Source organism: Escherichia sp. TW09308 (assembly GCF_000208565.1).
GTDB lineage: Bacteria > Pseudomonadota > Gammaproteobacteria > Enterobacterales > Enterobacteriaceae > Escherichia > Escherichia marmotae.
Window position 1 is genome coordinate 891,852 of sequence record NZ_AEME01000001.1, and the last position, 14,859, is coordinate 906,710.

Here is a 14,859-nt window from a genome sequence, read left to right on the forward strand (position 1 = left end):
CATGTTTTCGTGTCTATGGTTTCTAACTAAATATATTGATTTATCATTTGGTTATAGGCCGGATGAAGCGTTTGCGCTACATCCGGCAAGAAGCAATAAGTACGTTGTCAGCCTGCATCTGTAATCCGGTCTGCCTTGCATTCCGGATTTTCTTTTCCTTACCATCTTGAATTTTTCTCATCTTTCCTGATTTTTCCTCACCATCATTGGTCATTTTTCGGTTGACGCTCCTCCGCTTTTCCTTCATCTTTACATCTGGACGTCTAAACGGATAGATGTTCACAACACAACATATAACTACAAGCGATTGATGAGGTAAGGTATGAGCTTTTTTCACGCCAGCCAGCGGGATGCCCTGAATCAGAGTCTGGCAGAAGTCCAGGGGCAGATTAACGTTTCGTTCGAGTTTTTCCCGCCGCGTACCAGTGAAATGGAGCAGACCCTGTGGAACTCCATCGATCGTCTTAGCAGCCTGAAACCAAAATTTGTTTCGGTGACCTATGGTGCGAACTCCGGCGAGCGCGACCGCACGCACAGTATTATTAAAGGTATTAAAGAGCGTACTGGTCTGGAAGCTGCACCGCATCTTACCTGCATTGATGCGACTCCCGACGAGCTGCGCACCATCGCCCGTGACTACTGGAATAACGGTATTCGCCATATCGTGGCGCTGCGTGGTGACCTGCCGTCGGGAAGCGGTAAGCCGGAAATGTATGCTTCTGACCTGGTGGAGCTGTTAAAAGAAGTCGCGGATTTCGATATTTCAGTAGCGGCGTATCCGGAAGTTCACCCGGAAGCGAAAAGCGCCCAGGCGGATTTACTCAACCTGAGACGCAAAGTGGATGCTGGAGCCAACCGCGCTATCACTCAATTCTTCTTTGATGTCGAAAGCTACCTGCGCTTTCGCGACCGTTGTGTCTCTGCGGGGATTGATGTGGAAATTATTCCGGGCATTTTGCCGGTCTCTAACTTTAAACAGGCGAAGAAATTTGCCGACATGACTAACGTGCGCATTCCGGCGTGGATGGCACAAATGTTTGACGGCCTGGATGACGACGCCGAAACCCGTAAACTGGTGGGTGCAAATATCGCGATGGATATGGTGAAAATTTTAAGCCGTGAAGGGGTAAAAGATTTCCACTTCTATACTCTGAACCGTGCTGAAATGAGTTACGCGATTTGCCATACGCTGGGTGTTAGACCGGGTTTATAAGTGTTTTTGTTTCGGTGAAAATCACACAGTGATCACAAAATTAAAACAAAGCACAAAATGCCTCCTCGAAGCGAGGGGGCAGACCAGCAAAACTATTGACTCGCTTTTTCTCCTTTATTCCTTAAAGGAACAGGGAGAAAACAGCGATAAAGCCTCTTTGTATAAAGTATTTATCCGTAATCGGACATAATCAAAAAGGCTTATTTAAGATCATTTTGATCTACATCTCTTTAACTAATGATATGTAAGATCCCAACTATCGCATCCGTGGATTAATTCAATTATAACTTCTCTCTAACGCTGTGTATCTTAAGGGTAACACTGTAGAGGGAGCATATTGATGAGCACGTCTGACGATATCCATAACACAACAGCTAGCGGAAAATGTCCGTTCCATCATGGCGGTCATGACCAGAGCGCCGGTGCGGGAACAACCACTCATGACTGGTGGCCAAAACAACTCCGTGTTGACCTGTTAAACCAACATTCTAACCGTTCTAACCCACTGGGTGAGGACTTCGACTACCGCAAAGAATTTAGCAAGCTAGATTACTACGGCCTGAAAAAAGATCTGAAAGAGCTGCTGACAGAGTCCCAACCGTGGTGGCCAGCAGACTGGGGCAGCTACGCGGGTCTGTTTATTCGTATGGCCTGGCACGGCGCGGGGACTTACCGTTCAATCGATGGTCGCGGTGGCGCGGGGCGTGGTCAGCAACGTTTTGCACCGCTCAACTCCTGGCCGGATAACGTCAGCCTGGATAAAGCGCGTCGTCTGTTGTGGCCAATCAAACAAAAATATGGTCAGAAAATCTCCTGGGCCGACCTGTTTATCCTTGCGGGTAACGTGGCGCTGGAAAATTCTGGCTTCCGTACTTTCGGTTTTGGTGCCGGTCGTGAAGACGTCTGGGAACCGGATCTCGACGTAAACTGGGGTGATGAAAAAACCTGGCTTGCCCACCGTAATCCGGAAGAGCTGGCAAAACGGCCATTAGCAGCAACCGAAATGGGGCTGATTTACGTTAACCCGGAAGGACCAAATGCCAGCGGTGAACCGCTTTCCGCGGCTGCAGCTATTCGCGCGACATTTGGCAATATGGGAATGAACGACGAAGAAACCGTTGCGCTGATCGCAGGTGGTCATACGTTAGGTAAAACTCACGGTGCAGGCCCGGCAACGCACGTAGGTCCTGATCCGGAAGCCGCACCGATCGAAAACCAGGGCTTAGGCTGGAAAAGTGATTTTGGTTCCGGTGTCGGTGCCGATGCCATTACTTCAGGCCTGGAAGTGGTCTGGACGCAAACGCCGACTCAGTGGAGCAACTATTTCTTCGAAAACCTGTTCAAATATGAGTGGGTACAGACTCGTAGTCCGGCAGGTGCCATCCAGTTTGAAGCAGTCGATGCTCCGGAAATTATCCCGGATCCGTTCGATCCGTCGAAGAAACGTAAGCCGACGATGTTGGTCACTGACCTGACTCTGCGTTTTGATCCAGAGTTTGAGAAGATTTCACGTCGCTTCCTCGATGATCCACAAGCGTTCAACGAAGCCTTTGCCCGTGCATGGTTCAAACTGACGCACAGAGATATGGGGCCGAAATCTCGCTACATCGGACCGGAAGTGCCGAAAGAAGATCTGATCTGGCAAGATCCGCTGCCACATGCGTTCTTCAACCCGAGCGAGGAAGATATCCTTAATCTTAAGGCGGCGATTGCTGAATCTGGCCTCTCCGTGAGCGAGCTGGTTTCTGTTGCCTGGGCTTCCGCCTCCACCTTCCGCGGTGGGGATAAACGTGGCGGCGCGAATGGTGCGCGTCTGGCATTGGCTCCACAGCGCGACTGGGAAGTTAATGCCGCAGCAGCACGTGCATTGCCGGTGCTGGAAGGGATCTACAAATCCTCCCATACAGCGTCGCTTGCCGACATTATTGTTCTTGCCGGTGTCGTTGGTGTTGAAAAAGCGGCGAGTGCGGCGGGTATCAGCGTTAATGTTCCGTTTACACCGGGCCGTGTAGACGCGCGCCAGGATCAGACTGACATTGAGATGTTTGAGCTGCTCAAACCTGTTGCCGACGGTTTCCGTAACTATCGTGCTGCGGCGGGTGAGGCTACAACTGAATCTCTGTTGATCGATAAAGCACAGCAATTGACCCTGACTGCACCGGAAATGACGGTGTTGGTCGGCGGGATGCGCGTACTGGGTGCCAACTTCGATGGCAGCAAAAACGGCGTCTTTACTGACCGCGTGGGCGTATTGAGCAATGATTTCTTTGTGAACTTGCTGGATATGCGTTACGAGTGGAAAGCGACCGACGAATCGAAAGAGCTGTTCGAAGGCCGTGACCGTGAAACGGGTGAAGTGAAATACACTGCCAGCCGTGCGGACCTGGTATTTGGTTCTAACTCCGTCCTGCGTGCGCTGGCAGAAGTTTACGCCAGCAGCGACGCCCACGAGAAGTTTGTTAAAGACTTCGTGGCGGCATGGGTGAAAGTGATGAACCTCGACCGTTTCGACCTGCTGTAATCTGAACTCCTTCAGCGACTGCCTTTCAGGCGGTCGCTGAAGTTTCTTTACCAGCGTATAGTGTCCACAGGAAAACTACACACTGGATCTCTCATGTCTGCCGCAGGAAAGAGCAACCCACTGGCAATCAGTGGCCTGGTTGTGCTCACACTTATCTGGAGTTATAGCTGGATTTTCATGAAGCAAGTCACCAGCTACATCGGTGCCTTCGACTTTACTGCTTTACGCTGCATTTTTGGCGCTCTCGTTTTATTCATCGTCCTTTTATTACGTGGCCGCGGTATGCGTCCGACGCCGTTTAAATACACTTTAGCTATTGCCCTGTTACAAACCTGCGGGATGGTGGGACTGGCGCAATGGGCGTTGGTGAGCGGCGGAGCAGGGAAGGTGGCAATCCTGAGCTATACCATGCCGTTCTGGGTGGTGATTCTCGCGGCGCTGTTTCTTGGTGAACGCCTGCGACGCGGGCAATATTTCGCTATTCTGATTGCCGCCGTTGGATTATTGCTGGTGTTACAGCCGTGGCAACTCGATTTCTCCTCGATGAAAAGCGCCATCCTGGCAATCCTCTCCGGCATCAGTTGGGGGGCGAGTGCGATTGTTGCTAAACGCCTTTATGCCCGCTATCCGCGCGTGGATTTATTGTCGTTAACATCCTGGCAGATGCTTTATGCGGCGCTGGTGATGAGTGTGGTCGCCTGGCTGGTGCCGCAACGTGAAATTGACTGGCAGCCCACGGTGTTCTGGGCGCTGGCCTACAGTGCGATTCTGGCGACGGCACTGGCCTGGAGTTTGTGGCTATTTGTACTGAAAAACTTACCTGCCAGTATTGCCAGCTTAAGCACGCTGGCGGTTCCTGTTTGCGGCGTACTCTTTTCCTGGTGGCTGCTTGGTGAAAACCCCGGCGCGGTTGAAGGCAGCGGTATTGTGCTGATTGTGCTGGCACTGGCGCTGGTAAGCCGTAAGAAAAAAGAAGCCGTCAGCGTAAAAAAAATCTGAAGAGCGTCTTCCCTGGGCGCTATCGCTTATTTAGCAAAATAGCGGTAGTGCCCGACAATCTGCCAGCTAAACAACACATCTTCTTCCTGCGCGCCTGCGCCAATGTTATGTATCACCAGTGGCGTACCGTTGCGGGCGAAGCCATCTGAAACCACCCCAATATGTGCCAGCCCGTTATCTAATCGCCAGGAGACAATATCGCCCGCTTGATAGTCACTGGGGTTCTTGCTGGTGGGGCGTGTTTTATCGTGGCGGATAAACCAGGTTTCCAGATTAGGCACCCGACGGTGGTCGATGTTGCTGTCCGGGCGCTTTAACTTCCATTTTTGCGGGTACTCGGCAAAATTCTTCGCCATATCTTCATGAACCAGCTTCTGCAAATCTACCTGCTGGCTGCGTAATGCGCGGATCACTACATCAGAACATACGCCGCGTTCCTGCGGGACATCACCGCCAGGATAGGTAAGCTGCACATACGCCGGATCGTAAAATAGCGTGCTGCTAATTTGCTGTCTGGCACCGTCTGCGATGGCAAGGTTGGTGTTGGCCTGGATTTGTACCACGGTTGGTGGAACGGCGGGAGATTTTAAGGAGTGGCTGGTAAATGCCGTTAGAAGGCTGACCAACGCCAGTGAAGCTTTCATCTGTTTCGTCCGTGAAAATAAGAGTCACAGATTCGACCTTCCGGGCTAACGATTGTTCTGTGGAGAAAATGTCCAGAAGCGGATAAAAAACTCCCGAACAACGTGGGAGTTTTAGTTTACTGGCACAGAGTGCCGGATGCGGCGTGAACGCCTTATTCGGCCTACAAAATCACGCAAATTCAATATATTGCAGAGATTACGTAGACCTGATAAGCGTAGCGTATCAGGCTATTTTGCGTTCAAACTCCCGGACAAGCCGGGAGTTTGGCGTAGGTTATTCCCACTCTTGCAGGAAACGCTGACCATACTGGTCGGCTACCAGCAATGCAGCGTAAACCTGATCTGGCGTGGCGCCGCCAGGCATGTTGTGAATAGTTTCACCTTCTGCACAAGATGCTTCTGCGACAATCCGCATTTTCGCCGGGATATCTTCTTTAATATCCAGTTGTGCCAGGGTAATTGGCAGGCCGACAGCATGGCACAGCGCAGCTACGGTTTCGATTTCCTCAACTGGTGCGTTTTCCAGAACCAGTTGCGTCAGCGTACCGAATGCCACTTTTTCACCGTGATAATAGTGATGCGCATCCGGAATGGCCGTCAGGCCATTGTGCACCGCGTGCGCCGCCGCCAGGCCGCCGCTTTCAAAGCCCACGCCGCTCAAATAGGTGTTAGCTTCAATCACACGTTCCAGCGCCGGAGTCACCACATGCTGTTCAGCGGCAAGCATCGCTTTTTCGCCTTCTTCCAGCAGGGTGTTGTAGCACAGTTCAGCCAGAGCCAGTGCTGCCTGAGTACATTTACCGCCCGCCATCGTGGTTGCGCCGCTGCGGGAACAGGCACGTGCTTCAAACCAGGTTGCCAACGCATCGCCAATACCCGCCGCTAACAGACGTGCAGGTGCGCCAGCAACAATTTTGGTATCCACAATGACGCGTTCCGGGTTGTTCGGCAGCAGCAGATAGCGGTCAAACTCACCATCATCGGTGTAGATAACAGACAGCGCACTGCACGGTGCGTCGGTAGAGGCGATAGTCGGAGCGATTGCTACCGGAACACCCATGAAATGTGCCAGTGCTTTGGCGGTATCAAGGGTTTTACCGCCGCCAATACCGAGAATTGCACCACACTGTGCGGTTTCTGCGATGCCACGTAGACGATCGATTTCATTTTGCGAACATTCACCGCCAAAGGGTGCGATTTCAACAACCAGCCCGGCATCTTTAAAGCTTTGCTCGACGGTTGCCTGAGCAAAACCTAATACAAATTTATCGCCAACAACTAACCAACGTTCTGCCAGCGGTTTCAGGTATTCGCCCAGGCGATTAATTACATCAGCGCCCTGGATGTATTTACCTGGTGATTGAATAATGCGGTCCATAATTGCTCCTTTAGAGATGAGTATTGCCAAATGCGGCATTCCAGTCGTGCTCGAACTTCTCTATAGCTGACTCTACCGCAGGGGTGTTAAGCATTTGTTGCGCTACATCTAAGGGCAGTGTGATGGATTCACATCCTGCCAGCAAACAATCCAGCGCCTGACGCGGTGTTTTAAAGCTGGCTGCCAGCACCATGCTTTCTGGCGCGTGCATTTCCAGTAACGCTTGCAGCTCCTGTACGGTACGAATGCCGTCTCCGCCCTGAGCGTCCACGCGGTTTACATAGGGGGCCACGTATTTTGCGCCAGCCAGTGCGGCTAATAGCCCTTGTGCGGCGCTGTAGACTGCGGTTCCCAGCGTAGTAATGCCTTCTTTTTTCAGCAATTTAATTGCTGCCAGACCTTCGGATGTTACCGGAATTTTCACCACAATTCCCGGAATAACGTCGCGCAGACGTTTCGCTTCTTCTACCATGCCCTGTGCGTCGCGGCTCATAGTCTGAGCAAACAGAATGCCCTCATCACCAATCGCTTTTTGCAGACGCGGCAGTACATCCCAGATGGACTCCTTGCTGGCAGCAATAATGCTCGGGTTAGTCGTCACTCCGGCAATCGGGAATATGCGTGCCAGACGTTCGACTTCTGCGACGTTAGCGGTGTCCAGATACAGTTCCATGATGTTTCCTTTTACAGTTCCAGTTCATGTTGCAGCAGGCTGGCGATAGCGTCGGCGGAAGCGGCGTTAACCAGCGCGTTACGGAATTCTTCGTGCATGATGCGGCGAGCGAGGCGCGAGAAAATGCGCATATGCTGATCGCCCGCAGCGTGTTTGTTCAGGGTTAACATAATGATGAATTGTGCTTCATCATCGCCCCAGCGCACAGGTGCTTGCAGACGAGCCACACTGATGGTCGACTGCTCAATATGTTCTGATTTGCTGTGTGGAATGGCGAAACTAAAGCCCAGTCCGGTAGAGAAGACGGCCTCACGCGCCCACAGATCGGCTTCCAGTTTCCGCGGATAGCGACAGCGTCCTGCCAGCAGCAGGTTATCGGTCATGCCTTTGAGCACTTCTTCTTTGCTGCGCCAGTCGCTTTCCAGCGTGATGCACTCGGCGGTAACCAGCGGCGCATCCTGTTGCGTCATACGGAACTGCGCCAGCAGATGCTCCACTTCCAGTGAAGTACGGCAGGCCATCGCCTGGTTAAGCAACTGACGACATTCGCGGCTGTCGAGTTGCGCCATGCGTGCTTTTGCCGCCGGAATTGACGGTGCGCTCATGCTAAGTTCATCCAGCCCTAAACCGATCAGCAGCGGCAGTACGGAACCTTTTGCCCCCAGTTCTCCGCACAGGCCGATCCATTTACCCTGGCGATGCACTGCCTGAACGGCGTAATCAAGCGCCCGCAGGAATGCCGGATTCAGACTGTTGTAGTGACGGGTGACTTTAGCGTTATCACGATCCACCGCCAGCAGATACTGCGTCAGGTCGTTACTGCCGATACTAAAGAAATCAATCTCTTCGCAGCACTGGTCGATAATGAACATGACCGACGGTACTTCCAGCATGATGCCGAGTGGGATCTTTTCATCAAACGGAATGTGTTCGTTACGCAGTTGCTGTTTGGCTTCCGCCAGCTTTTCTTTCACCCATAAGATCTCTTCCATTGAGGAGATCATCGGGATCATGATTTTCAGGCTGCCGTGAGCAGAGGCGCGCAGGATCGACCGTAATTGCGTGGTAAACAGTGACGCGTATTCTTCATAAATACGCACCGCGCGATAACCAAGGAATGGGTTGGCTTCTGCGGGAATATTCAGATAATCAACGGGTTTATCGCCGCCAATATCCATAGTACGCACAATAATGCTGCGCCCGTTGGCGGATTCCAGCGCCTGACAAAAAATGTTGTACAACTCGCTTTCGCCCGGTGCACTGGTGCGATCCATATAGAGCATTTCAGTGCGGAACAGACCAACGCCTTCTGCGCCATTGCCAAACGCAGCCTGTGCTTCTACCGAGTGAGCGATGTTAGCAGCAACTTCGATACGGATACCATCAGCGGTGCGGGCTTGCTGGGTCAGCCAGACACGTTGTTGCTCACGCAGAGCGTCCTGTACGCGCGCTTCCTGTTGATAATAACGCGCCACCGCTTCTGTCGGTTCGACCACAATCGCCCCGGCGTTGCCGTCGATATAAATCGTTTGTTGCAGCCACGGGCTAAGGGTCTCGATATCCACGCCGACCAGCGTCGGAATATTAAATGAACGGGCAAGGATCACCGTGTGTGAGGTGGTGCCGCCGCTTTTCAGTAGCAGACCTTTGAGGTGATTTTTATCCAGCTCGAGGAACTGACTGGGGGTTAGTTCATCCGCCATACAAATGGCTGGCTGCGTCAATTTACCCGGTGCCGGGAAGCGTTGTTCGCCATAAATTTGCTGGAGTAACTGGAAGCAGACGTCGCGCACATCCAGCGCACGCTCTTGCAGGTAGCTACTACTGGAACGGGCGAACTCTTCGCAAAAGTGATTCGCACTGGCAACAATCGCTTCGGCACAGCTTAATCCCTCGCTGACACCCGCCAGTAAGTGTTGACGTAAAGAGGTATCGCCCGCTAACGAACGGTGGGCTTCCAGTATTGCGCTGGTGGCACCGTCGCTATCCAGCAGACGAAACTCAATGTTTTTCAGTACCAGTGTCAGGCCGTTTTCCAGTGCAGATTGTTCGGCGTCAGCATCTTTAGCGGCAGGAAGATTACCCAGTGCATTGAGATCTAAAGAGGAAATCGGCGTCAGGATGCCGCCTGCGCTACCGTTACACACGGTGCGGGCGCGGATAATGCGCGGATTCAGATTAGTCAGTGAAACCGGCAGCGGCTCCAGTTCGTCAGATTTTACTTCTTCCAGCGGCGCGTCACAGTGGGGAAATTCATCGCGCAGCCATTGGCTTAAACGCTGGTGTGCTTCTTGTTCGTCGGCTCCAGAAATCAGTAACTGGCAGTTATCGCCCACCAGTGTATCGGTGCCAATCAGCGCCAGCGCGCTTTTGGCGTTGCCCTTGCGATCGGTACGCAGGTTATGCCACTCAATTTGCGATGAAAAAGTATTACACAGCGTTTCAACGTGGCTTGCCGGACGTGCATGTACGCCATTAGGTAGCTCACAAATAAATTCCACAATCAGGGCCATTGCCTCTCTCCCGGTAAGGTTTTCTGTTTACAGGATAAGAGTGCACGGTAACGGCCTGCCATGTGACAAATCTGTCAAAAGCTGGACAAATGTAATGTAACCGTCAATTTGCGACGCGTCTCACAAGACGCGCCACTCCGGCATGATTCCGAGATAACGCAAGTTATGAGGCGGATCGCATTTTTGTACTGACATTACAAAAGTCCAGTAAATGGCCTTTTTATCCACTGTTTGCTCCGCTTGCGATTGCCTATTGTTTCTCCCATCAAAAAAATATGGACATGGGCTTTTGCAAGCCCAGGAGCAGCTTATGAATGAGTTGGTGCAGATACTGAAAAACACTCGTCAGCATTTAATGACGGGCGTTTCACACATGATTCCCTTCGTAGTATCGGGCGGTATTTTGCTGGCGGTTTCCGTCATGCTGTACGGCAAAGGTGCGGTGCCAGATGCCGTAGCCGATCCGAATCTGAAAAAACTGTTTGATATCGGCGTCGCGGGCTTAACGCTGATGGTGCCTTTCCTTGCTGCTTACATCGGTTATTCCATTGCGGAACGTTCCGCGCTGGCTCCGTGCGCTATTGGTGCCTGGGTCGGTAACAGTTTTGGTGCAGGCTTCTTTGGCGCGCTGATCGCCGGGATTATCGGCGGCATCGTGGTGCATTACCTGAAGAAAATCCCGGTGCATAAAGTTCTGCGTTCTGTCATGCCAATCTTCATTATTCCGATCGTCGGCACCTTAATTACCGCTGGCGTCATGATGTGGGGGCTGGGCGAGCCTGTGGGCGCATTGACTAACAGTCTGACCCAGTGGCTTCAGGGAATGCAGCAGGGCAGCATTATCATGCTGGCGGTCATTATGGGGCTGATGCTGGCGTTCGATATGGGCGGTCCGGTTAACAAAGTGGCGTATGCATTCATGCTGATTTGTGTCGCCCAGGGTGTTTATACCGTGGTGGCGATCGCGGCAGTAGGGATCTGTGTTCCGCCGCTGGGGATGGGGCTGGCGACGCTGATTGGTCGCAAAAACTTCTCCGCAGAAGAACGTGAAACCGGTAAAGCGGCGTTGGTGATGGGCTGTGTTGGTGTCACTGAAGGGGCGATTCCTTTCGCCGCCGCCGATCCGTTGCGTGTGATCCCTTCCATCATGGTGGGCACTGTTTGTGGCACGGTCACCGCGGCATTGGTTGGTGCGCAGTGCTATGCAGGCTGGGGTGGTCTGATTGTGCTGCCGGTAGTTGAAGGCAAGTTGGGTTACATCGCGGCAGTGGCTGTTGGGGCTGTAGCAACGGCTATCTGCGTTAACGTGCTGAAAAGTCTGGCGCGTAAAAATGGGTCTTCAACTGATGAGAAGGAAGACGACCTGGATCTGGATTTTGAAATTAATTAATTGAGGAACGAGCCATGACGAAAATTATTGCAGTAACCGCATGTCCTTCAGGTGTTGCCCATACCTATATGGCGGCAGAGGCGCTGGAAAGTGCCGCGAAAGCAAAAGGCTGGGAAGTGAAAGTAGAAACCCAGGGGTCGATTGGTCTGGAAAACGAACTGACTGCGGAAGACGTGGCGAGCGCCGATATGGTGATTCTGACCAAAGATATCGGCATCAAGTTTGAAGAGCGTTTTGCTGGCAAGACCATCGTGCGTGTCAACATCAGCGACGCAGTAAAACGCGCTGACGCCATTATGAGCAAAATTGAAGCTCACCTGGCGCAAACCGCTTAAGTTCTTATCCCGCCCGCAAGGGCGGGTTCGCTTTCCCACAGGAGTTCCTCATGACGAATCGTATCTCTCGCCTTAAAACTGCACTGTTTGCCAATACCCGTGAAATCTCGTTGGAGCGGGCGCTGCTTTATACCGCCAGCCATCGGCAAACCGAAGGCGAACCGGTGATATTGCGCCGGGCGAAAGCGACAGCGTATATCCTTGAACACGTTGAAATTTCGATTCGTGATGAAGAGCTGATTGCCGGTAACCGCACCGTAAAACCGCGCGCCGGGATTATGTCGCCGGAAATGGATCCTTACTGGTTGCTGAAAGAGCTGGATCAATTCCCGACGCGCCCGCAGGACCGCTTCGCCATTAGTGAAGAAGATAAACGTATCTATCGCGAAGAGTTGTTCCCGTACTGGGAAAAACGCTCGATGAAAGATTTCATCAATGGGCAGATGACGGACGAAGTTAAAGCGGCGACCAGTACGCAGATTTTCAGCATCAACCAGACGGATAAAGGCCAGGGGCACATCATTATTGATTACCCACGCCTGCTGAATCACGGGCTGGGTGAGCTGGTGGCGCAGATGCAACAACATTGCCAGCAACAGCCGGATAATCACTTTTATCAGGCTGCGCTGTTATTGCTGGAAGCCTCGCAGAAACATATTTTGCGTTACGCCGAACTGGCAGAAACGATGGCAGCAAGCTGCGTTAATGCCCAACGTCGGGAAGAATTGCTGACTATTGCGGAGATCTCCCGTCATAACGCCGAACATAAGCCGCAGACGTTCTGGCAGGCGTGCCAGTTGTTCTGGTACATGAACATCATTCTGCAATATGAATCTAACGCCAGTTCGCTGTCGTTAGGGCGCTTCGATCAGTATATGTTGCCGTTCTATCAGGCCTCGCTGACCCAGGGTGAAGATCCGGCGTTCCTGAAAGAACTGCTCGAGTCCCTGTGGGTGAAATGTAATGACATTGTGCTGTTACGTTCCACCAGCAGCGCGCGCTATTTCGCAGGTTTCCCGACCGGTTATACCGCACTGCTCGGTGGTTTAACGGAAAACGGACGTAGCGCGGTGAATGTGCTTTCGTTTCTCTGTCTCGACGCCTATCAAAGCGTACAGTTGCCGCAGCCAAATCTCGGTGTGCGCACTAACGCCTTGATTGACACGCCGTTCCTGATGAAAACCGCAGAAACCATTCGTCTTGGTACTGGTATTCCGCAAATCTTCAACGATGAAGTGGTGGTGCCCGCGTTCCTCAACCGTGGTGTTTCGCTGGAAGATGCGCGCGACTATTCAGTGGTCGGTTGCGTGGAATTATCCATTCCGGGCAGAACCTACGGTCTGCACGATATCGCGATGTTTAACCTGCTGAAAGTGATGGAAATCTGCCTGCATGAGAATGAAGGTAATTCCGCATTGAGTTATGACGGTTTGCTGGAACAAATTCGCGCGAAGATCAGCCACTACATCACTCTGATGGTTGAAGGCAGCAATATTTGCGATATCGGCCATCGTGACTGGGCACCAGTGCCGCTGCTCTCTTCGTTTATCAGCGATTGTCTGGAAAAAGGCCGCGATATTACCGACGGCGGCGCGCGTTATAACTTTTCCGGCGTGCAGGGGATTGGTATCGCTAACCTGAGTGATTCACTCCATGCGTTGAAAGGGATGGTTTTTGATCAACAACGTTTAAGTTTTGACGAATTGTTGTCGGTATTAAAAGCAAACTTCGAAACGCCAGAAGGCGAAAAAATCCGTGCTCGTTTAATTAACCGCTTTGAGAAGTACGGCAACGATATCGACGAGGTGGATAACATTAGCGCCGAATTGCTGCGCCATTACTGCAAAGAAGTGGAAAAATACCAGAACCCGCGCGGCGGCTACTTCACGCCGGGATCGTATACCGTTTCTGCTCACGTCCCGTTGGGGTCGGTGGTTGGCGCGACGCCAGACGGCCGCTTCGCCGGAGAACAACTGGCTGATGGTGGTTTGTCACCAATGTTGGGTCAGGACGGACAAGGGCCAACGGCGGTGCTGAAGTCAGTAAGTAAACTTGATAACACGTTGCTTTCTAACGGTACGTTGCTGAATGTGAAATTCACTCCGGCTACCCTGGAAGGTGAAGCGGGATTACGCAAACTGGCTGACTTCTTACGTGCATTTACTCAGCTTAAGTTGCAGCACGTTCAATTTAACGTAGTGAATGCCGACACGTTACGTGAAGCCCAATTGCGCCCGCAGGACTATGCGGGGCTGGTGGTACGCGTTGCCGGATACAGCGCCTTCTTTGTCGAACTCTCGAAGGAAATTCAGGATGACATTATCCGCCGTACAGCGCATCAGTTGTAACGTTGTGGAAACGCGCCGCGAGGATGTGGCGCGTATTTTTAACATTCAGCGTTATTCGCTGAATGACGGTGAGGGTATTCGTACGGTGGTCTTTTTTAAAGGCTGCCCACATCTGTGCCCGTGGTGTGCTAATCCGGAGTCGATCTCCGGCAAAATCCAGACGGTGCGTAGAGAGGCGAAATGTCTGCATTGCGCGAAATGTTTACGTGATGCAGATGAATGTCCTTCCGGCGCATTTGAGCGGATTGGTCGTGATATCAGCCTCGACGCTCTGGAACGGGAAGTGATGAAGGATGACATTTTCTTTCGCACGTCTGGCGGTGGTGTCACGCTTTCTGGCGGTGAAGTGTTGGTGCAAGCGGAGTTTGCTACCCGTTTTTTGCAACGACTGCGGCTGTGGGGCGTGTCATGTGCCATCGAAACTGCCGGAGACGCGCCAGCAAGCAGGTTGCTACCGCTGGCGAAATTGTGCGATGAAGTGTTGTTCGATTTAAAAATTATGGACCCGACAAGAGCGCGGGACGTGGTGAAAATGAATCTGCCGCGCGTGCTGGAGAATCTGCGTTTGCTGGTGAGTGAAGGTATCAATGTGATCCCTCGTTTGCCGCTGATCCCCGGCTATACGCTCAGCAGAGAGAATATGCAGCAGGCGCTGGATGTGTTGATTCCTTTGAATATCAGGCAGATCCACCTGTTGCCGTTTCATCAGTACGGTGAACCGAAATACCGTCTGTTGGGGCGCGAATGGTCGATGAAAGATATACCGGCACCGTCGTCAGCCGATGTGGCATTGATGCGTGAAATGGCTGAACAGGCTGGTTTTCAGGTTACGGTTGGGGGGTAGG

Annotated in this window: 12 protein-coding genes; 7 read left to right on the forward strand and 5 right to left on the reverse strand. The window is 52.3% G+C overall.

Annotation, left to right across the window (positions count from 1 at the left end):
• Window positions 1–76: 76 nt before the first annotated feature.
• Entirely contained in the window at window positions 77–214 is a 138-nt protein-coding gene (locus tag ESM_RS1000000128695; RefSeq protein ID WP_154663965.1) for a hypothetical protein, read from the reverse strand.
• Window positions 215–322: 108 nt separating this feature from the next.
• Here ESM_RS1000000128695 and metF point away from each other — a divergent pair, with 108 nt between their 5' ends.
• The 3 genes from metF (at window position 323) to yijE (ending at window position 4,733) form a co-directional block, all read left to right on the forward strand.
• Complete coding sequence (gene metF / locus ESM_RS0104485; RefSeq protein ID WP_000007531.1) at window positions 323–1,213, forward strand: methylenetetrahydrofolate reductase; 891 nt, start codon at window positions 323–325, stop codon at window positions 1,211–1,213.
• 340 nt (window positions 1,214–1,553) lie between these two features.
• Window positions 1,554–3,734, forward strand: a complete 2,181-nt coding sequence (gene katG, locus ESM_RS0104490) for a catalase/peroxidase HPI (RefSeq protein ID WP_000107702.1) — start codon at window positions 1,554–1,556, stop codon at window positions 3,732–3,734.
• 93 nt (window positions 3,735–3,827) lie between these two features.
• A complete protein-coding gene (gene yijE / locus ESM_RS0104495; protein WP_001271260.1) occupies window positions 3,828–4,733 on the forward strand; it encodes a cystine transporter YijE in 906 nt (301 codons plus the stop codon).
• A 26-nt stretch (window positions 4,734–4,759) separates the two neighbouring features.
• Here yijE and ESM_RS0104500 read toward each other — a convergent pair whose 3' ends face one another.
• The 4 genes from ESM_RS0104500 to ptsP form a co-directional block, all read right to left on the reverse strand.
• Complete coding sequence (locus ESM_RS0104500; RefSeq protein ID WP_000647904.1) at window positions 4,760–5,377, reverse strand: DUF1287 domain-containing protein; 618 nt, start codon at window positions 5,375–5,377, stop codon at window positions 4,760–4,762.
• Window positions 5,378–5,651: 274 nt separating this feature from the next.
• The gene (gldA, locus tag ESM_RS0104505; protein WP_000373979.1) at window positions 5,652–6,755 is read right to left on the reverse strand and encodes a bifunctional L-1,2-propanediol dehydrogenase/glycerol dehydrogenase; all 1,104 of its coding nucleotides are present in this window, start codon (window positions 6,753–6,755) and stop codon (window positions 5,652–5,654) included.
• A gap of 10 nt (window positions 6,756–6,765) precedes the next feature.
• Window positions 6,766–7,428, reverse strand: a complete 663-nt coding sequence (gene fsa, locus ESM_RS0104510) for a fructose-6-phosphate aldolase (protein ID WP_000424828.1) — start codon at window positions 7,426–7,428, stop codon at window positions 6,766–6,768.
• An 11-nt stretch (window positions 7,429–7,439) separates the two neighbouring features.
• Complete coding sequence (ptsP, locus tag ESM_RS0104515) at window positions 7,440–9,941, reverse strand: phosphoenolpyruvate--protein phosphotransferase (RefSeq protein WP_001185149.1); 2,502 nt, start codon at window positions 9,939–9,941, stop codon at window positions 7,440–7,442.
• Between the two features lie 310 nt (window positions 9,942–10,251).
• Between ptsP and ESM_RS0104520 the strand changes: the two genes are divergently transcribed.
• Genes ESM_RS0104520 through ESM_RS0104535 form a run of 4 tightly spaced genes read left to right on the forward strand, consistent with a single transcriptional unit; the run spans window position 10,252 to window position 14,858 of the window.
• Window positions 10,252–11,331: a PTS fructose transporter subunit EIIC gene (locus ESM_RS0104520; protein ID WP_001004461.1), complete on the forward strand. Its 1,080-nt coding sequence runs from the start codon at window positions 10,252–10,254 to the stop codon at window positions 11,329–11,331.
• A 14-nt stretch (window positions 11,332–11,345) separates the two neighbouring features.
• Window positions 11,346–11,666 (forward strand): PTS fructose-like transporter subunit IIB, encoded by a 321-nt coding sequence (locus tag ESM_RS0104525; RefSeq protein WP_000161265.1) that lies wholly within the window; start codon window positions 11,346–11,348, stop codon window positions 11,664–11,666.
• Window positions 11,667–11,716: 50 nt separating this feature from the next.
• On the forward strand, window positions 11,717–14,014 hold the full coding sequence (locus tag ESM_RS0104530; protein WP_000184814.1) for a formate C-acetyltransferase: 2,298 nt from the start codon (window positions 11,717–11,719) through the stop codon (window positions 14,012–14,014).
• Complete coding sequence (locus tag ESM_RS0104535) at window positions 13,980–14,858, forward strand: [formate-C-acetyltransferase]-activating enzyme (RefSeq protein WP_000175534.1); 879 nt, start codon at window positions 13,980–13,982, stop codon at window positions 14,856–14,858. The genes ESM_RS0104530 and ESM_RS0104535 overlap by 35 nt, the downstream gene beginning before the upstream one ends.
• Window position 14,859 lies beyond the last annotated feature (1 nt).